The 18,304-nt window shown below is 61.3% G+C and carries 17 protein-coding genes and 1 pseudogene; 3 read left to right on the top strand and 15 right to left on the bottom strand.

What is annotated here, in order from left to right; translation table 11 throughout:
- Positions 1-78: 78 nt before the first annotated feature.
- From purT to OPU71_RS19815, 9 genes and pseudogenes are all read right to left on the bottom strand, one after another.
- Positions 79-1,278, bottom strand: coding sequence for a formate-dependent phosphoribosylglycinamide formyltransferase (purT, locus tag OPU71_RS19855; RefSeq protein WP_267729807.1), 1,200 nt, complete (start codon positions 1,276-1,278; stop codon positions 79-81).
- 148 nt (positions 1,279-1,426) lie between these two features.
- Positions 1,427-2,632 carry a maltose/maltodextrin ABC transporter substrate-binding protein MalE gene (gene malE / locus OPU71_RS19850; protein WP_267729806.1) on the bottom strand — a complete coding sequence of 402 codons (1,206 nt, stop codon included), beginning with the start codon at positions 2,630-2,632 and terminating at the stop codon, positions 1,427-1,429.
- 639 nt (positions 2,633-3,271) lie between these two features.
- Positions 3,272-3,433, bottom strand: coding sequence for a hypothetical protein (locus OPU71_RS19845; RefSeq protein ID WP_267729805.1), 162 nt, complete (start codon positions 3,431-3,433; stop codon positions 3,272-3,274).
- Positions 3,423-3,560, bottom strand: a complete 138-nt coding sequence (locus OPU71_RS19840; protein ID WP_267729809.1) for a hypothetical protein — start codon at positions 3,558-3,560, stop codon at positions 3,423-3,425. The genes OPU71_RS19845 and OPU71_RS19840 overlap by 11 nt, the downstream gene beginning before the upstream one ends.
- Before the next feature lie 138 nt (positions 3,561-3,698).
- Positions 3,699-3,931, bottom strand: a pseudogene (locus tag OPU71_RS19835) (acetyl-CoA C-acyltransferase); the annotation flags it as partial.
- A 232-nt stretch (positions 3,932-4,163) separates the two neighbouring features.
- Complete coding sequence (locus tag OPU71_RS19830) at positions 4,164-5,090, bottom strand: CobD/CbiB family protein (RefSeq protein WP_267729804.1); 927 nt, start codon at positions 5,088-5,090, stop codon at positions 4,164-4,166.
- A gap of 134 nt (positions 5,091-5,224) precedes the next feature.
- The gene (locus tag OPU71_RS19825; protein ID WP_420712407.1) at positions 5,225-5,839 is read right to left on the bottom strand and encodes a CoA pyrophosphatase; all 615 of its coding nucleotides are present in this window, start codon (positions 5,837-5,839) and stop codon (positions 5,225-5,227) included.
- 18 nt (positions 5,840-5,857) lie between these two features.
- Entirely contained in the window at positions 5,858-6,052 is a 195-nt protein-coding gene (locus OPU71_RS19820; protein WP_267729803.1) for a putative motility protein, read from the bottom strand.
- Between the two features lie 142 nt (positions 6,053-6,194).
- Entirely contained in the window at positions 6,195-6,680 is a 486-nt protein-coding gene (locus OPU71_RS19815; protein ID WP_267729802.1) for a YajQ family cyclic di-GMP-binding protein, read from the bottom strand.
- Positions 6,681-6,763: 83 nt separating this feature from the next.
- Here OPU71_RS19815 and murB point away from each other — a divergent pair, with 83 nt between their 5' ends.
- The 3 genes from murB (at position 6,764) to OPU71_RS19800 (ending at position 11,982) form a co-directional block, all read left to right on the top strand.
- Positions 6,764-7,804: a UDP-N-acetylmuramate dehydrogenase gene (gene murB / locus OPU71_RS19810; protein ID WP_267729801.1), complete on the top strand. Its 1,041-nt coding sequence runs from the start codon at positions 6,764-6,766 to the stop codon at positions 7,802-7,804.
- A 3-nt stretch (positions 7,805-7,807) separates the two neighbouring features.
- Positions 7,808-9,859: a GGDEF domain-containing protein gene (locus OPU71_RS19805; RefSeq protein WP_267729800.1), complete on the top strand. Its 2,052-nt coding sequence runs from the start codon at positions 7,808-7,810 to the stop codon at positions 9,857-9,859.
- Positions 9,860-9,963: 104 nt separating this feature from the next.
- Entirely contained in the window at positions 9,964-11,982 is a 2,019-nt protein-coding gene (locus tag OPU71_RS19800; protein ID WP_267729799.1) for a GGDEF domain-containing protein, read from the top strand.
- Here OPU71_RS19800 and OPU71_RS19795 read toward each other — a convergent pair.
- The 6 genes from OPU71_RS19795 to OPU71_RS19770 all read right to left on the bottom strand — a co-directional run bounded on the left by OPU71_RS19795 (position 11,979) and on the right by OPU71_RS19770 (position 17,941).
- Positions 11,979-12,515, bottom strand: a complete 537-nt coding sequence (locus OPU71_RS19795) for a YaeQ family protein (protein ID WP_267729798.1) — start codon at positions 12,513-12,515, stop codon at positions 11,979-11,981. The two genes, OPU71_RS19800 and OPU71_RS19795, sit on opposite strands and share 4 nt — an antisense overlap.
- A gap of 5 nt (positions 12,516-12,520) precedes the next feature.
- A complete protein-coding gene (locus tag OPU71_RS19790) occupies positions 12,521-13,423 on the bottom strand; it encodes a recombination-associated protein RdgC (RefSeq protein WP_267729797.1) in 903 nt (300 codons plus the stop codon).
- 94 nt (positions 13,424-13,517) lie between these two features.
- Positions 13,518-14,078 (bottom strand): sugar transferase, encoded by a 561-nt coding sequence (locus OPU71_RS19785; protein WP_267729796.1) that lies wholly within the window; start codon positions 14,076-14,078, stop codon positions 13,518-13,520.
- 11 nt (positions 14,079-14,089) lie between these two features.
- On the bottom strand, positions 14,090-15,997 hold the full coding sequence (locus tag OPU71_RS19780) for a polysaccharide biosynthesis protein (protein ID WP_267729795.1): 1,908 nt from the start codon (positions 15,995-15,997) through the stop codon (positions 14,090-14,092).
- A 55-nt stretch (positions 15,998-16,052) separates the two neighbouring features.
- Entirely contained in the window at positions 16,053-17,198 is a 1,146-nt protein-coding gene (locus tag OPU71_RS19775; protein ID WP_267729794.1) for a glycosyltransferase, read from the bottom strand.
- Complete coding sequence (locus OPU71_RS19770) at positions 17,195-17,941, bottom strand: glycosyltransferase family 4 protein (RefSeq protein ID WP_267729793.1); 747 nt, start codon at positions 17,939-17,941, stop codon at positions 17,195-17,197. The genes OPU71_RS19775 and OPU71_RS19770 overlap by 4 nt, the downstream gene beginning before the upstream one ends.
- Positions 17,942-18,304: the final 363 nt, after the last annotated feature.

Raw genomic sequence — 18,304 nt, 5'->3', positions numbered from 1 at the left:
TGATATGGCTTGGTCGCTGCGCGCGCCGCGCCTTGCGCTGCATCCCTCTCGCTCACTTATTCAGACCTTCCCTAAGGGCTAAACCGCCCTGGGCTTGACGCGCGACGCCGATTCTTTTGCGCGCGCGCGTGCCGTGTCGGTGTCGTCGGCAGTTGCCACGGCCACGCCCATGCGCCGTTTAATGAAGGATTCGGGCTTGCCGAAAAGGCGAATGTCGCTCTCGGGCACCAGCAATGCCTCGCGCACCCCGTCGAAGACGATACCGGTAGCATCCACACCACCGTAGATGACCGCGCTTGCACCGGGCCGGCGCAGCGACGCATCAACCGGCAAACCAAGAATCGCGCGCGCATGCAGTTCGAACTCTGAAAACCGCTGCGACGCCAGCGTGACCAAGCCGGTGTCGTGCGGACGCGGACTGACTTCCGAGAACCACACCTGATCGCCCTTGACGAACAACTCAACGCCAAAAAGACCACGCCCACCGAGCGCCGCGGTCACCTTGCCCGCGATGTCGCGCGAGCGCGCCAGCGCCACGGGTGACATGGCCATCGGCTGCCAGCTCTCGACGTAATCGCCTGACACCTGCACATGACCAATGGGCTCGCAGAAGCTGGTTTCGACCTCACCACTAGCGCCCACCGCACGCACGGTCAGCTGCGTGATCTCGTAATCAAAATCGATGAAGCCCTCGACGATCACGCGCCCTTGCTTGACCCGCCCGCCTTTGGCGGCATATTCCCACGCGGCATCCAGTTCGGCCGCCGAGCGGACGGTGGACTGGCCCTTTCCGGACGAGGACATGACCGGCTTGATCACGCAGGGATAGCCGATACCGGCGTCGATTGCCGCACGCAATTCGTCCAGCGTATCGGCAAATGCGTAGGGCGAAGTCGGCAGGCCCAGCGTTTCAGCAGCCAAGCGACGGATGCCTTCGCGGTGCATGGTCAGTTGCGCGGCGCGCGCGGTCGGGATCACCTCGGCCAAGCCATCGGCCTCGATACGCGCCAGCTCATCAGTGGCAATCGCCTCGATCTCCGGCACGATCAGCGCCGGCCGTTCCAGTTCAACCAGCGCACGCACGGCCGCAGCGTCCGTCATGTCGATCGTATGCGCGCGATGCGCCACCTGATGGCCCGGCGCATGTGGGTAGCGATCAACCGCAATCACCTCACAGCCGAGCCTTTGCAGGGCAATGATCACTTCCTTGCCGAGTTCGCCGGCGCCAAGCAGCATCACGCGGGTAGCGGATGCCGTGAGCGGGGTGCCAAGGGTCATGGACTTCTCCGAAAATGGGCAAAGGCGCATCATGCCCGCCCCCTCAGGGCTCCGCCACGCTTCTGATCAAACCGGCAGCGAATGCGCACGCCAGAAAGCAAAACGCCCACCGGATGGTGGGCGTTCTGTTCGCAGACTGCAGGCCCGCTCAGCTACCTGAAGCGATGTTCTTGGCTGCCACGTCGAGCGCCTCTTTGGGCTTGCGACCGTTGATCGTGATCTCTTGCAGGGCGCCGCCAAGATTGCTCCAGAAGTACTGCATTTCCGGGTTGTTCGGCATCGGCTTGCCGGCGAACACACTCTCCATGGCCTGACGGATCTGCGGGTCAGAGTAGAAATCCCAGAAGATGTCCTTGGATGCGGGAATACCCAGCGGGCGATCCTTGTTGAAAGCCAGCAGGCCCTCTGCCGGCAGCAAATGCTGTTCGATCAACTGCACCGCCGCAGCACGGTTGGGCGAGCCAGCCGGAATCATGGCGCCGAGCACGCCCACAAAAGGCGCAGCCGGCTGACCGCCCACGCTCGGGATCGGCGCAATGCCGTACTTCACACCGGCCTTGCTCAGACCTTCCCAGGCCCAGGGGCCGGTCAGCATCATCGCCAACTTGCCGCTCTTCATCGCGGCCTCGACATCGCCGGTCGACTGGCTGGGATTGAGCACACCACCCTTGACCATTTTCTGCAGCAATTCAGCGCCAAAAATCGCGCCCTGGTTATTCACGCCGGTGTTCTTGGGCTCGTAGTTACCCAGCAGATCACGGCGGAACACATAGCCGCCGTTCGCGGCAAGCAACGGCCAGGACATGTAAGGATTGTTCACTTCCCAGCCAATTGCGGACACGCCCTTGGCCTTGAGCGAGGCGTGCAATGCCGGGATCTCTTCGAACGACTTGGGGGCGACAGGCACCAGTGCCTTGTTGTAGACCAGGCTCAGCGCCTCGACGGCAACCGGATAGGCCCAGACCTTACCCTTGGAGGTCACGCCATCCCAGGCCACCTGGACGATGCTGTTCTTCAGGTTCTGCGACACCGACACCGACGAAAGCCAGCCCTTGCCCGCCCAGTCACCGATACGGTCGTGCGGCCACATGAAGATGTCGGGGCCACCGCCCCCCCCCATCGACGACTCGAAGGTGCCGGTGGGGTTTTCGGGCACTTCAACCACGACCTTGATGCCGGTCTTCTGCGTGTAGGCCGCAGCCAGCTTGCGCATGCCTTTGGCAGCACGATCATCGCCCACCCAGATCAGGAGCTTGCCCTTTTCCCAGGCCAGCGCCGATCCAGAAAACGCCAGCGCCAGACCAAGGGCGCAAACGCGGGCGGTGCGAGTCATCAAACGAGTCGAAATCTTCATGAGTGGAATCCTCTTGGTTTGTCCATCGGCCTCCACACCAATCATTGCTGGCGTTCGGCCTGAATAAGCGCAAAGCGCTGCACATCGGCAGCGCTTTGAATCGGCGGCCATGCTGATTTGCGCACCAAAGTGCATCTTGACCAGGCTTGCTCGAAGTTTTGCTTATCCACCCATCGGGCCGCGCAACATTGCAACGCAGAGACGTGGCCATCCCAAATGCATGCCCAGGCATCAATATCGCCGCGCGCGGGTCACAAAACGGCCAAGAATCCCGGAAACAAAGGCAGTTCGTCACACCAGAATGAACGCTTCAACGCACGCCCCAGGCCATCCCATTCCCGAAAGCGCGGACGCAAAGTCACGGAAACTGCTAGCACATCGTCGCCTTAGTACGATGCCAGACTGGAAACTTGTGACGTTTTTTTACATTTTGCCTCGATTCGGCTCACGCGCCGAAGCACAGATGGGCAGGCGCGACACCCAGCCAAAGCACTGCCCCCTTTGCACACAACGCTGCACACGCCACAGCGCAGACCGGCCGTGCGGGCCAAGCTTACCGGCCTCCGACTTTGCGTTCATACCCGGCATGCCACCGGGCAAGGGCGGCCTTCAAAGCCGTTCGATGACCCCGGCGATGCCCTACCCACCACCGATACACATGGTGACCAGACCAAAACGCTTTCCAGTGCGGATCAGCTCGTAGATTGCTTTCACCGAAAGGATCGCTCCGGTCGCGCCAATCGGGTGCCCCAGCGCCACCGCGCCGCCGTTGATGTTCACCTTCGCCGGATCAAGATCCAAGCCCGTGCGTCACGCACAAGGCCTGTGCCGCAAAGGCTTCATTGGATTCGAACACGTCGATCTGGGCTGCGCGCAGACGAGCGCGCTTGAGCGCCAATTGCACCGCAGGAATCGGCCCGGTACCCATCAAGGCCGGATCGACGCCCGCCAGGCCATACGACACGAGGCGCGCCAGCGGCTTGAGCCCGGCCTGGGCAGCCGCTTCGGCCTCCATCATGACCAGCGCTGCGGTGCCGTCATTCAAGCCCGAGGCATTGCCCGCGGTGACCGAGCCATCCTTACGGAACACAGGCTTGAGCTTGGCCATGCCCTCGAGTGAAGCGTCGCGCCGGAAATGCGCGTCGTTGGTGAAGAAAGTCGAACCCTTCTTGCTCGCCAGTTCGATGGCAGGATCTGGTCGCCAAAGTAGCCCGCAGCGGTGTCAAGGCTGGCGCGGCGATGCAATTCAACAGCAAAGGCGTCCTGGCCCTCGCGCGAGATACCGAATTCATCCGCCACGTTCTAGGCGGTGATGCACATGTGAGTCGCCTCGAACGGGTCGGTGAGCGCACCGACGATCCTGTGGGCATCTTGGCGTCGCCCGTACGCACGCCCCAGCGGGCCGCCAGGTCGGTCGGCGTAAATCCTTGCAAGGTCCGCCGTAAGTCCCAATCGGCGTCCGGACACCAGTGACGAAACCCACTTCACACGTGCCAATGATGCGCTGCACCCGTCCGTTTGCTTGATTGCGCTAGCGCCCCGCCCAACCAGCAATGCCAACCATCAGGATCACCACCAGAAAAAGCACCAGCGTGCGCCGGATCAGGCCGACCGCGCTGTACATGAAATCCACGTCGGCATCGTCACCGGTGCCCAATTCAGGACGCTCGATCACCTCGCCCGCACCGTGCACCGGGTTGCCCAGGCGCACGCCGATCGCGCCGGCGCCGGCTGCAAGGAGAACCCCTTCAACCTTGTCCGACCAAAGCGCAGCCTGGGTGCGCCAACAGTAGATGGCGTCTTCAAAGTCACCCATGATCGAGAACGCAACCGCGGTAATCCGCGCCGGCAACCAGTCGATCACAGTGAACGCGTTGCGCGCGAAGCGACCGAACTCGGTGAAGCCGGGCTCGCGGCCTTCCGGCCACAGATGCGCAAAACGCTCGGACAAGCGGTACAGCACCACCCCGCTTGGCCCCGGGAAGAGCAAGAACATGGGAAACAGCGCAAACACTTGGCGGTGCCCGACCACCAGCCCCTTTTCGATCGACAGACGCGCCAGTTCCGAAGGCGGCGTGCGGTCGTAACGTCCGCCCCGCCAGTCCGACAGCAGGTTGCGGGCACGATCGATCTCCTGCGCACGCAGGGACGCATGGATACGCCCGTAGAAGTGGCTGTGCTGCCGATAGCCGAAGCCGAGGTAGAGAACAAGGACGTTGAAGATCACCGCGGCGATCGGCTGCCACAGGAACAGCACCGCGTAGATCAGCACCGATGCGAGGGTTGGCAGCAGGACGGCGACGCACCACGCGATCGTGCCATGGCGGGCCTGGCCGTCGTTCAGGCGGTCTTCGAGAAAACCGGCCAGCGCCTCGGTCGGTTCTTCGACGAAACGCCGCCACGGCAGCGGGCGGATCTGTTCAAGCAGAATGGCTACGAGCAGGGAGAGCAGCGTCATCGGGGTATCTGAGAACGGTTGAGGCCGCGCGTTTCCGGGCCTTCTTAGTGCACCGCAAGATACCACATCCATCTTGCCCGATTAACGTCAAACCCTTGCCCGACGCGGCTTTGCAACAATCTGCTGCGGCAGGGTCAGGCCTGTGGTGCAAGCGCGTGCGCCAAGGAGAGGATGATCCCCGCAGTCGCGCCCCATATGTAGTAATCGCCCCAAGGCATCGCCCAGTAGTGGCGCACACGCCCGCGCCAGACAATCTCGTGCCGCTGGTGATTGGCACGATCGAGCAGGAAGCTCAGGGGTACCTCGAAGACCTCGGCGACTTCGAACGGATCGGGCGTGAGTTCGAACGGGGGGCGAACGATGCCAACCACCGGCGAGATCCGGAAGCCGGTGCTGGTATCGAACGCCGGCAGTTCGCCGAGGAGTTCGATCAGGGCGGGCGCAAGGCCGGTTTCCTCTTCGGTTTCGCGCAGCGCGGCGGCAGTGGGTGACACATCGTCTGCTTCGATGCGCCCGCCCGGAAAGCTGATCTGGCCGGGGTGGTGATTCAGGTGAGCGGTACGCTTGGTCAGCAACACCTGCAGGCCATGCGGCCGCACAACCAGAGGCACGAGCACCGCCGCGGCGATCTGATCGCCGGCCTCGGGCGGCTCTGACTCGCTGTGTGTGGCACTCGCCAGGCGCGCCTTCAGGTACGCAACGTCAAGCTGCAGACAGGTGCCTCCATGGCATTTGCCCTGACGCGCCAAACGCGCCGGGCACGGGCGTCACGCGAAGGTGTTGACCAGCGCGCCCGGCTGCCCCGCCGGCACCGGCGCCGGCTTTGGCAGTGCCTGCACCAGGGCAAGCGCCGACTGACCTTCAATTTCCATGCTCTTCTTGAGCATTGCCACCTGCGCCACACCTTTTACGGTGCCCATCGATTGATCTGAGATCGAGGCTGCGATTGCTGAACTGTCCATTGCGTTCTCCTGGCCGGCCGCATTGCCGGCCTGTCAGTGACTTAACGGCAGAACGACGCATAGCTTGAGCAGGGGAACACCCCGACGCCCGGGCCTCAGGCAGGCCGGGCGAAGACCCGCGCCCCCAAACGACGCCCAGGCACTACTCGCGGAAATTGCCGAACTGCAAGGGGAAGTCAGTGACCGACTTTTTCAGCAGCGCAATGGTTTCCTGCAACACATCGCGCTTGGCGCCCGAGACACGCACGGTATCGCCCTGAATGCTTGCCTGCGCCTTGAGCTTGCTGTCTTTGATGATGCGCACGATGCGTTTGGCCAGATCAGAGTCGATACCCGCCTTCACGGTCACTGCGCGCTTGACCTTGTTGCCGCTGATCTTCTCGATCTCGCCCTCTTCCATGCAGCGCACGTCCACATTGCGCTTGGCGAACTTGCCCACCACGATGTCCCACACCTGCGAGAGCTGGAAGTCGTTATCGGCGAACAGGGTCAAGGCCTTGTCGTTCAACTCCACGCGCGCATCCGACCCCTTGAAGTCGAAGCGATTGGTGATTTCCTTGTTGGCCTGGTCGATGGCATTGCGCACCTCAACCCAGTTAACTTCGTTCATTACGTCGAAGGACGGCATCTTTTTGTCTCTCCAGTACAAAACCCGAACGCCGGGATTATACGGCGCGCCTCTATAATCAAGGCTTTTCGCCTAGCAGCCGCATGGACACCAGCATCGAGCACGACGTCGATCTTGCCCCCCTCAGCACCTTGGGTGTGGCGGCACGGGCTGCGCATTTCTGCGCAGCCGATTCGGCGGCCTCGATTCGCGAAGCGCTCGCGTGGGCGGACTCGAATCGGCATCCGGTGCTCATCGTCGGCGGCTGTAGCAACATCGTCTTCGCCAGCGACTACGCCGGCCTGGTGCTCAAGCCAAGCATTGCGGGCCGCGAAAAGGTGGGCGAAACCCCGGCCCACCACCTCGTGCGCGTCGGGGCTGGTGAAAACTGGCATGAAACGGTGGCCTGGACGCTCGCCCAGGGCTGGCCGGGGCTTGAGAACCTGGCGCTGATCCCGGGTAACGTTGGCGCGGCACCGGTACAGAACATCGGCGCCTACGGGCTGGAACTGACCGATTGTTTCGACAGCCTCGAAGCCATCGATCGGGACACCGGCGAAACCCGCACGCTCACGCGCGCCGACTGCCGCTTTGGCTACCGCGACAGCATTTTCAAACACCCCGCCGGCAGTCGCCTGATCGTGCTCAGCGTGACCTTTGCGCTCCCCAAGCGCTGGTCTGCGCACGCGGGCTACCGCGATGTCAGCGAGGAACTTGCCGCTCGCAGCGTCACCAGCCCATCACCGCAAGACATCTTCGACGCGGTGGTTGCGGTGCGCCAACGCAAGCTGCCGGATCCAGCGGTGCTCGGCAACGTAGGCAGCTTCTTCAAGAACCCCATCGTCAGTGCCGCAGCGCACGCGCAACTGCAAGGCTTGCACCCGGCATTGGTGAGCTATCCCCAGGCAGACGGCCGCTTCAAACTTGCGGCGGGCTGGCTGATTGATCAGGCGGGCTGGAAGGGCCGCGCGCTGGGCCGCGCGCGAGTACATCCCAATCAGGCATTGGTGCTGACCAACACGGGTGGCGCCAGCGGCAGCGAAATCCTCGCGCTGGCGCAAGCCATTCAGGCCGATGTGCGGCAACGCTTTGGCGTCGTGCTCGAACCCGAGCCGATCATCATTGGCCCGGCCTTGCCGACCTGAGCAATGCACAAGCGCTGGCTCGTTTCCGCCCGGTGTTTCGCAGCGCCGCTCGCCGCCGGCCTGGTCGGACTCGCACTGCTGCTGGCCGCGCCGCCCTCGGCAGCAGCCCCGCTGACCGACGAAGCATTGGGCCGGATCGAAGCCCTGACAGGCGACTACCCGGACCAGGCGCTCGCGCAACTGAACGCGCTCGAAGCCGAGGCCCGCAAAGCCCCCCCAAAGCGGCGTGCGGCTTACCTGAGCCTGCTGGGCTATACACAGGCACTCGCCGGCGTGCCGGAAAGTGCGCTGCAAACGGCGCGCGAACTGGCCACACTTGCGGCCGACAACCAGAACATCGCAGCCGAGGCCGAACTGGTGCGCGCCAACGCCTTGCTGGTAAACGGCAAGCTTGAAGAAGCCGCACGCGCCGCGAACGCCGGCCGCAACCAGCTTGGCAACGATGCCCCGCCCCGCCTGCTGTACTGGGCGGAAAACGTACTCGGCGCGGTCGCCCATCAGCAAGGGCACTACGACATCGCGCTCGGGCACCTGCAACAAGCCGTGCGGATTGCGGAAGACAACAGCTGGCTGCGGCGCAAGACCTCGTCGCAGGCCAACCTGGCCAGCCTGTTCGTGAGCCTGCGCCAATATGACCGGGCGCTGGTCACCATCAATCAGGCAAGCGCCACGGCGCGCGCCAACGAAGACACGGCGGCGCTGGCCAACTGCAAGCTGATCGAAAGCAACATCCACAACATGACGGGCGAGCGCGCAGCGCAGCGCACGGCGCTGGGCGAGGCGTTAAGACTTGCACGCGCATCCAGGGCACGCGCGACCGAGTCGGCCGCGCTGATCAATCTGTCCAACTACTTCCTGCTGACCGGCGAGTATCGCGAGGCCATCGCCCATGCCGAACTGGCGCAGCCGATTGCGCAGAGCTTCCAGGACTGGGCCGGCGAAGCCACGATCCAGACCAACATTGGCCTTGCGCGAGTGCTCAGCGGCGACACCGCCGCCGGGCGACGCCAGATCGACAAGGCCTTGCAGACCTACGCAGACCACGGCGCGCGGAATGACGAGATCATCGTGCTGCAGGAGTACGGCGACGCGCTGCGCAAGATTGGCCAGAGCGACGCGGCGTTGGAAATCCTGATGCGCGAACGCGCGCTGTCAGAAGAGCTGTTCCAGACAGAAAAGCAACGCGTCGTACTTGAACTGCAAGCGCGCTACGAGGCCGACAAACAGCAGCGCGAGATCGCCTTGCTCAACCGCGAGAACGCGCTCAAGGACGCCGAGATCAGCAACCACCGCCTTGAGCAGCGGGTGTGGTGGCTCTTGATGATCGTCGGTGCGCTGGCCGCCACGGTGGTCGGCCTGCTTTACCGACGCGTGCGGACGACAAATCAGCAACTGGCGGAGCGCAACGCAGAGCTGGCGATCCAGAGCAGCCGCGATCCGCTGACCGGGCTGTATAACCGCCGACACTTCCAGCAACGCATGGCGCAGCTCGATGCCCAGCCTGAGGCGCAAGTAGCTAACACCGTGCGCGCAACCTACCTGATCGACATCGATCACTTCAAGCGGATCAACGATCGGCTTGGCCACCCCGCGGGCGACGCGGTGCTGATCGAGGTGGCGTCGCGCTTGCGCGGCGCGCTGCCCGAAGCAGACATGGTGGTGCGCTGGGGTGGCGAAGAGTTTCTCGTCTTCATGCCCAGCGTGCGGCTCGAGCAGATGCAGCCCATCGCGCAACGCATCATCGAGGCGATTTCTGCGCATCCGGTGCCCAGCGCCTGCGGTCAAATACCGGTCACCGCGTCCGTGGGCTACGCGCCCTACCCGCTGAGCCCCGGCGATGTGCGCCTGCCGTGGGAACGAGAGATCAACCTGATCGACATGGCCTTGTACCTCGCCAAAGCCCATGGCCGCAGCCGCGCTTACGGGGTGGCACGCCTGCTCACCGGCGGCGAATCGAACATGGAAGTGATTGAGCGGGATCTCGAACAGGCGTGGTCGAACGGGCTGGTCGAACTGCTCGTGACCGAAGGCCCGCCACCGAGCCCGGTGGATTGACTCGGGCACCGTCGTGCGCCCAGCCCCTTACGGGGGATCAAGTTCCAGCAAGGCTGGCCGTAAAGAGCTCAGACGGCGCATTCGCGCCGCTGGGACAACGTCGAATGCCTCTTCCATCAAGCCGGAGCATGGGCGCCCTGGTGCGTTGCACCTTCGCCTTTGTCTGGATCGCGCTTTCGCCCGCAGCAACAGCGGCCGAACTCGATCCCGACCTTGCTTCGCGGGTCGACGCAATCGAAGCCCAGGCGCGAAGCAACCCCGATGCGGCAATCGATAGCCTTGATCCACTGCTCAAGACGGCGCCGGATCAAGCGTCGCGCATTGCGTTCCTGACCCTGAAGGGAACCAGTCAAGCAAGCGCCAACAAGCTTGATGCCGCCGACGCCACCGCTGCAGCGCTTGATGCCTTGGCCACGCCCGAGGCCAAGGCAGCAGCCCTGATCGTGCGCGGCTTCGCGGTGCGCGCACACGGCGATCTGACACGCGCGCTCGAACTTGCCAACGAGGCGCATGACGCCTTGCCGGCGGATGCCGACTTGCGGCAGCGCTATCGCTTGCAGATGATTCGCGGATCGCTGCTGTTCGATCTTGGACGCCAAGCGGATGCGCTTGCCGCCTACCGCGATGCGCTGGCGATCGCGGTACGGCTCAGATCCAAACCGCGCCAGTTCCGCGCCCATGACAGCATTGCCACGCTGTTCATCGAAGCTGGCGAACTTGTCAGGGCGGCGGATGAAACCACGATCGCGAGCAAGCTTGCCGCCAGCATCGACGAGCCGGCACTCCTGGCGCAGTTTTGGGACACCCGATCGAAGCTCGCCCAGGCGCAGAAAGACCGCCCCCTGGAGCTTGTTGCAGCACAGAACGCGCTGGGTTTTGCCCGCCAGGCCGGCAACCCGGAGCGTATCGAAACCATGCTGATCAACCTTGGCGACACCTACCTGAAAGCCGGGCGCTACCGCGACGCCTTGCAGATCACCAACGAAGCGATCGTGATTGCCCGCCGGATCTCCGACCCGCACGGCCTGATCGTCGCCCTTGCCAATGCAGGCCAAGCCGAGATCAGGCTGGGACTGCTTGAGCAAGGGCGCAAGAACGTTGAAGAAGCACTCGACCTCGCAATGCGGCTCGACTCACATTCGATGTATGCCGGTTTGCTCGCCGAATACGGCGAAGCACTCGAGGCCGCAGGCGACTACAAGCACGCCATCAACGCCTACCACCGCGAACGTCGTGCGTCCCGCGCGCTGGCTGAGGCAAGCAGGAAAGGCGCGTTGCTTGAGCTTGATGCGCGCTACCAATCCGAGAAGAAGCAACGCGAGATCGAGCTCCTGAACCGGGACAACGCGCTCAAGAGCGCGGAGTTGCAGAATCGCTCGCTCCAGCAGAGGGTCTGGCTGCTCGCAGCCGGCTTGATGCTCACCGGCCTGCTTGCCGTTGGCCTGCTCTACCGGCGCGTGCGCGAAGCGAACCAGAAACTCGCCGAAAACAATCGCATGCTCAAGGTGCGCGGCGAACGCGACGCCCTGACCGGGCTCTTCAATCGCCGCTACTTCCAGGAGGCGATGCATGCCCGCAGTGGCAATGAAGGCTTTGCGGGCGGCCTGATCCTGCTGGACATCGATCACTTCAAGCGGGTGAACGACACCCATGGCCACGCAGCCGGCGACGCCGTAATCACCGCGGTTGCGCAGCGCCTGCTCGATACGATGCGAGACAGCGATCTGGTGGTTCGCTGGGGCGGCGAAGAATTCCTGATCGCCGTCGGCGCCATGCCGATCGAACAATTCGATCGCCTCGCCGGCCGCCTGCTGCACGCAATCAGCAGCAAGCCCGTGCGCTTCGGCGAGCTTTCGATGAACATCACCATCTCGATCGGTTTCGCCAGCTTCCCCTTGCCACCAGCAGCGCTCCCGATCGACTGGGAGCGCGGCATCAATCAGGTCGATATGGCGCTCTATGTGGCCAAGGCGCAAGGGCGAAACCGGGCGTGCGGCATCCGGAGTATCGATGCGCGTACCGAAGCCGAACTGGACATGATCGAAGGGAGCTTCGAAGACGCGTTGCGCGACGGGCGCGTCATCCTCGCCATGATCCCCGGCGACTCCCCGGGAAGCGCTTAGTCCAACAGCAGCGGGCGAAAATGCGCGCTACGCTCGCCGTCTGAGAACCAGAACTCGCCGTCCTGCACGCTGCACTGGATCTGCATGGTGCGCACCGCCATCGCGGTCAAGGCTTCGGCCACATCTTCCGGCACACGATACACCTTGAGCGCTTGCAGCTTCATGCACGCCGCGCGGTTCTTCTGCCACCAGATATCCACCGTGCGCCCGCCGTAAGCGAGCAAGACCACCTGATCCGAACGACCACTCGCCTGCCGGAGCCCACGCTCGTCTGGCAAGCCGACTTCAATCCACGTCTGAATCGCGTCGGTCAGGTCTTTCTGCCACAAATCGGGTTCGTCGTCTGACGACAAGCCCTTGCAGAACACCAGGCCCTCATCGGCAAACATCGCGAAGGCCAACACCCGCATCATCATCCGCTCATCGGTCTCGGAGGGGTGGCGGGCGATGGTCAGTGAATGGTTCCCGTAGTAGCCGCGATCCATGTCCGAAATCTGCAGATCGAGCTTGAAGATCGTCGATTTAAGTGCCATCGCGATCAGACGATCTCGCGTTCGCCGCCCAGCGCTTCGATCACGCAGGGGATAAATCGCGCCAACTCGGCCGACATCAGCGCGAAGTCCGCTTCGAACTGCGGATCGCCCTCGGCTGCGGCCTTTTCGGCCTGCTCCTGAATGATGTCGAGGAAAGCGAGGCGCTTGATCTCAAGGCGCTCGGTCAACACAAACGAGATCCGATCGTCAAACGTCAGCGCCAAGCGGGTCGGCACCTTGCCTGCCGCCAAGTGATTCGGAATCTCGTCACCCTCAAGCGGATGCCGCACGTAACGGACGGCTGCCTTCTCGTCCGTGATGGCACGCAACTCGCAGTCGCGGTCGATCGTGAAGTTCGCAGGCGCTTCACCCGAAGCAAGCCAATCGGACATCGCAGACTGCGGCGAGCGCTCGGTGTCCAGCAGCTTCAGCGGCAAATCGTCCAGCGTATCGTGCAGCAACTCGATCACCTCGTCGGCCTTCGCCGCGCTGGACGCATCCACCACCAACCAACCATTCTGCGGATCAATCCACACATAGCCGGTGCGGCGCCGGGTAAATGCGCGCGGCAACAACTCCTGCGTCACCGCCTCCTTGATCTCCTTCATCTGCTTGCGGCCAGGCTTGAACCCCTGCTGCGCCTCAAGCTCCTCCGCCCTGTCCTGCGCCACCTGATTGACCACCGAGCCCGGCAACAAGCGCTGCTCGCTGCGCAAAGCCAGCAACCACTGCCCCCCGACCGCCAGCACCATCACATCCGAACCGGTCGGCGACACCCAACCCCGGCTGGCCATATCCTGCGACCCACACCGCACAAACGGCTTTGCCGCAAGCTTGTCTTCAAGCGTAGAAAGATCAATCGCCCACGGTGCAGGCAGGCGGTAAAGCTGGAGATTCTTGAACCACATGGAAGGATCCGTTTTTCATCAGGCGCGCAATTGTAGCCCGGCACCCAGGAGAATTCGCTCGCGCCGTTGTTCCGCAAAACACCGGCAACGGCAGTCAGTGGCTCACGCCATGCGCCGTAAGCACGCGAAGCACAGTGATGAAGAGGATCTTCAAATCAAACCAGAAAGACTGGCGTTGAAGATACGCCAGATCGAGCGCGACTTTGTCGGGAATCGGCAGTTCGTCCCGACCATTGACCTGCGCCCAACCAGTAATCCCAGGACGAAGCTGATCAACCCCGCATGCGGCCCGCATCGCATTGAGGTCATCCTGATTGAACAGAGCCGGCCGCGGCCCGACGAGGCTCATATCGCCTTTTAGAACGCTGAGTAGCTGCGGAAGCTCGTCCAGGCTGGTTCGCCGCAAGAACTTGCCAACACGCGTCAAATATCGGCCGGGATCTCCAAGAAGATGAGTCGCGACCACCGGCGTATCCGTGCGCATCGACCGGAACTTCGGCATGAGGAAAATCACGCCGCGCCGCCCAACTCGTTTCGACCAATAAAGCGCAGCACCCCTGGATTCAACTCTTACCACCAAGGCGATCACAAGCAACGCGGGCAGCAGGAAAAGGAGCGCCAATCCCGCGCAAACCACATCAAAAAGACGCTTCAAGCCCAAACACCTCAAGCGACAGTTCTAGGCGCACGCGCCACAAGCGACAACGTCGGCCGAACCGCCGGCTCATATTCAGGAACCCAACGCCGAAGATCACGCCGAATCTGATCATCAGAAGGAATACTCCGCTGGGTGAGCCAAGCGAGCACCTCATCCAACCACTCAGCCTCAACATCTCTCGCGCGAGCAATTCGCAGCTTCGGATGATGGGTAGGAAGCGTCTCTTCTTGGTCAGCCAACAGTTCTTCGTAAAGTTTCTCGCCAGGTCGCAAGCCGGTGAACACGATACGAATCTGATCCTCCAAATACCCTGACAACCGAATCAGATCGCGCGCCATGTCCGCAATCTTCACCGGTTCGCCCATATCCATCACAAACACGTTGTTACCGTTACCTGCAGCAGCAGCCTCAAGAACCAGTTGAGCTGCCTCCGGAATTGACATGAAGTACCTGGTAATCTCCGGATGAGTGACGGTTACCGGCCCACCACGCGCGATTTGCTCCTGGAACTTTGGAATAACGCTACCTGCGCTGCCAAGCACATTACCGAAGCGGACTATCTCAAATCGCGTTGCTCCGCCCTGCTGCATTACTTGGCAGACCATCTCAGCCATTCGCTTGGAGGCCCCCATCACGTTAGTGGGGTTTACCGCCTTGTCGGTAGAGACCAGCACAAACCGCTCAACCCGACTTGAGACACACACTGCAGCAAGCTTATATGTCCCATAAACGTTGTTGCGGACCGCCTGCCATGCGTTCCGCTCTTCCATAAGAGGGACATGCTTGTATGCGGCCGCGTGAAAAACAATAGACGGTGACTGCTGACGAAACACTGCCTCGAGCCACATTCCATCCCTCACGTCGCCCGCGATGGGAATCAACGCTACATCGTCCGCGCGCTCTCTCAGTTCTTCGTGAATCGTATAAAGCGCGAACTCACTCATCTCAACCAAGATCAACTGCGCAGGGCCAAAACGAACCAACTGCCGGCACAACTCCGACCCGATCGACCCCCCCGCACCCGTCACCATCACGGTGCGCCCGAAGACCATCTGCCGCACTGACGCATCATCAACCTCAACTGGGGCGCGGCCGATGAGATCGTTAAGGCTCAGCTCACGAAACCGACCCGCTTCCGCGCCTCCCCGCATTACATCTTCAATTGAAGGCAAGGTCATGACGCGGACACCCGCTTTGAGGCACTCAGCTGCTGCCCTCTGGCGCACTTGCCGCGACATTGATGGCATTGCAATAATTGCGTGCCTTGCCTTAAGTCTATGGGCCCATGCGGCCAACTCCTTTATCTCACCGCAAACCTTGTTCCCTGAAATTTCTCGCCCGATCTTTTTAGGGTCATCATCAAGAAGCCCAACCACCCTCCACTCAGCAGATCGACTCAGCTCACCAACGAGATTCGCCCCCGCACGTCCTGCACCAATCACAATAACAGGCTGCCCGCGTGCAATTAAATCGCCATACCTGTGATGCTCTTTCCACGTTCGATATGCAGCGCGACTGCCGCCCATCCACAAAAGCAGAAGAATCGGATAAAGAATGAAGACCGTTCTGGGAACGACAGGCGACCAGCCTGCGAACACGTTACATACAACAGTAAGCAGAACAGAGACAAAGATTGCCCTCAAGATTCTCGTCAAGTCCGGAAGACTCGCAAAAACCCAAATCCCTCGATAAAGCCCTACGGCCCGCGCGACGATCGCGTGAATCGGGAGCGCGACCAAGCAGCCTGCGATCCCGGTTGCCGCAAACTCCTTTGGAATGTCGCCGTTGAAGCGGAGCAAATAAGCCCCGTACCATGCACCCACGACAGCCAGCAGGTCGGCAATGAACACCGCACTCTGACGCCAGTGAGCAATCAAGGAAAAAAGCAAACGTGGTAAGCCAAGGCTTCTCGCCAACACAAAAACTCTCCGACAAGTTCCGAATGGAGCACGCCGCATCTAAAGCGACAACTCACTGCACTCTCACACGAGCATCCAGAACACTACGATACAAGCCTACATACTTGGCTCCGACACTGCTCGCGGAGAACAGTTTTACGTAGCGCTCATAAGCAGCAATACCCATCGCTCGCGCCGCAGTCGGATTCTTGGACAGACGTAGCATTGCGTTCGCCAAGGCGACCGGGTCAGCGGGCGGCACAACCAGGCCAGTCACACCATCCTCGTTGACATATGAAGTGCCGGTTCCAATTTCTGTTGAAATAAGCGCGCGCCTACGAACAGCCCCTTCAAGTAGCGTCATACCAAAAGCCTCCGATCTCAGATGCGATGGAAATACAACAGCACGGGCCCCTTCGAGCAGAGCATGCTTGTCCGCATCATTAACGTAGCCAACGAAGCGTACGTTCGGACACGCTCCCCATTGGCTGCGTAGGCGACTTCCTTCTGGCCCATCCCCCGCCACCACAACCGTGACACCACTAATCTCGGCCGCGCGGAGTAGATAATCGAGCCCCTTGTAGTAACGAAGAACACCGATGAAGAGAAAATAGTCCTGCCCAAACTCCCGCACCCAGTACGCCTCCCGTTCCACATCCCGAGGCGGCAGGAATGCCTCTTCAAAGCACAAAGGAATCATCTCGACAGATCGATCCAATGAACCCAGGAACGGACTACTCGCGCGGTAGCCAGGCGAGGTTGAAACAACCGCGGCTGCCTTTCTAAAGAATAAACTCCGCAGTGGACTATAGATCGCGTTCAAGTAGCGCTGACGTACTACATCCGAATGGTATGTAATCACATACGGACATGAACCAACAGCCAACAATGCCAGCACATCTCCAAAAGGCCAAGGATAGTGGAGGTGCACGACATCAGCTTCTGCCGCAAGAGACCGGAACTTCAACAATGCGGAAACGGAACCAAAATCGCAAGACGCCAATTCAAACCAACTCCGCTCACGCACCAATCGGGCTTCAGGCAGATCAACACACTCAGGAATCGGCTGTCGTGCGAGGGCGAACACGGTGTTACTGACGCCGTGCTGCGCAGTTCCAAGACATATTTGGCGTATGGCCTCCTGCAGACCACCTTGTGTTTCCGGAAAGTAGGTCCGATAAACGTGCAGCACATTGAGGCGTTGCCCGCCAGAAGTCATTGTTGTCCCATCACGGTCCGATAGACTTCAACTGTCTTTCTTGCCGTCTCTTTCCAAGAGAAACGTGATGCATGAACGAGCCCACTCGATACAGACGCTTCTCGCCAACTATTGTCCTCAAGCGCTCGGGTGATGGCTGCAGTAAACCCGTCCACGTCATCCACATCACACATCGCAGCAGAGCCCCCGGCAACTTCAGGCAAGGAAGTTGCATTCGAACACACAACAGGAACGCCTGACTGCAAGGCCTCCAGGACCGGCAGACCAAAGCCTTCATAACGAGAGGGAAACGCAAACATTCTGGCTCCCGCAAATAGCGAGGGCATCGAAGCATCGTCTACGTAGTCAAGGTAGCGCACCCAGCCGGCAGCGCGCGCCTTCGCGATACGCTGAAGCAACGCATCACTGTGCCAGCCCCGATACCCAGCGATAACAAGCGGAAAACGCCGGCGAAGCGGCAACGCAATCGCAGAATAGGCATCGAGAAGGAGATCAAGATTCTTTCTGGGCTCAATCGTCCCAACATATAGAGAATAACACCCGTGCACCAACCCAAGCTGGTTCAGCGCGCTCCGGGTGGAATCACTATCCCTAGGAAAGAACTCCGCAGAGGCCGCCAACGGAACAGCGACAACTCGCTCTGGGTCAAGGCAAAAGAACTCCATCAATTCGGTTCGCGTATACGCCGAGTCAGTAATCAACATCTGGGCACGGGACAAGGCCGCGGGCAACTCCTTTTGCATGTACCGCACGCGTTCGACAGGGTGACACTCCGGACACTTGTAGATCGAGAGGTCATGAAACGTAGCGACCGCTCGGGCGCGAAAGGGAGGCAGGTAGTAATTAGGCCCGTGATAGAGAAAATCCCCGGTGCCCCGCAACACAAATCTTCGGTAAACAGGTGCCAATAGTCGATACGCAGACACTATGGCTGAGTTCTGAAGAAAGCTCCGTCTTACGGAAGGAGAGACGAGCGGAACCGCAAGAGCGGCCTCCGGCTTTAACACCATCCGACGCCCTGCGAAGTAGCGAATTTCCGAAACGCCGTCGACGTCGGGCAAATGCCTCGCTAGTTCCAGAGCGTAACGCCCAATGCCCGTCAGTGG

The sequence above is a fragment of the Niveibacterium sp. 24ML genome, assembly GCF_026586805.1.
Classification (GTDB): Bacteria; Pseudomonadota; Gammaproteobacteria; order Burkholderiales; family Rhodocyclaceae; genus Niveibacterium.
The sequence above is the reverse complement of the archived record's forward strand: the minus strand, read 5'-3'. Positions and strand labels throughout refer to the sequence as shown.

Excerpts from the sequence above, each read along its gene's own strand:
- purT (WP_267729807.1), bottom strand. The coding sequence starts at position 1,278 with ATGACCCTTGGCACCCCGCTCACGGCATCCGCTACCCGCGTGATGCTG.
- malE (WP_267729806.1), bottom strand. The coding sequence starts at position 2,632 with ATGAAGATTTCGACTCGTTTGATGACTCGCACCGCCCGCGTTTGCGCC.
- OPU71_RS19840 (WP_267729809.1), bottom strand. The coding sequence starts at position 3,560 with ATGGGTACCGGGCCGATTCCTGCGGTGCAATTGGCGCTCAAGCGCGCT.
- OPU71_RS19830 (WP_267729804.1), bottom strand. The coding sequence starts at position 5,090 with ATGACGCTGCTCTCCCTGCTCGTAGCCATTCTGCTTGAACAGATCCGC.
- OPU71_RS19820 (WP_267729803.1), bottom strand. The coding sequence starts at position 6,052 with ATGGACAGTTCAGCAATCGCAGCCTCGATCTCAGATCAATCGATGGGC.
- OPU71_RS19815 (WP_267729802.1), bottom strand. The coding sequence starts at position 6,680 with ATGCCGTCCTTCGACGTAATGAACGAAGTTAACTGGGTTGAGGTGCGC.
- murB (WP_267729801.1), top strand. The coding sequence starts at position 6,764 with ATGGACACCAGCATCGAGCACGACGTCGATCTTGCCCCCCTCAGCACC.
- OPU71_RS19805 (WP_267729800.1), top strand. The coding sequence starts at position 7,808 with ATGCACAAGCGCTGGCTCGTTTCCGCCCGGTGTTTCGCAGCGCCGCTC.
- OPU71_RS19800 (WP_267729799.1), top strand. The coding sequence starts at position 9,964 with ATGCCTCTTCCATCAAGCCGGAGCATGGGCGCCCTGGTGCGTTGCACC.
- OPU71_RS19795 (WP_267729798.1), bottom strand. The coding sequence starts at position 12,515 with ATGGCACTTAAATCGACGATCTTCAAGCTCGATCTGCAGATTTCGGAC.
- OPU71_RS19790 (WP_267729797.1), bottom strand. The coding sequence starts at position 13,423 with ATGTGGTTCAAGAATCTCCAGCTTTACCGCCTGCCTGCACCGTGGGCG.
- OPU71_RS19775 (WP_267729794.1), bottom strand. The coding sequence starts at position 17,198 with ATGACTTCTGGCGGGCAACGCCTCAATGTGCTGCACGTTTATCGGACC.
- OPU71_RS19770 (WP_267729793.1), bottom strand. The coding sequence starts at position 17,941 with ATGCAAAAGGAGTTGCCCGCGGCCTTGTCCCGTGCCCAGATGTTGATT.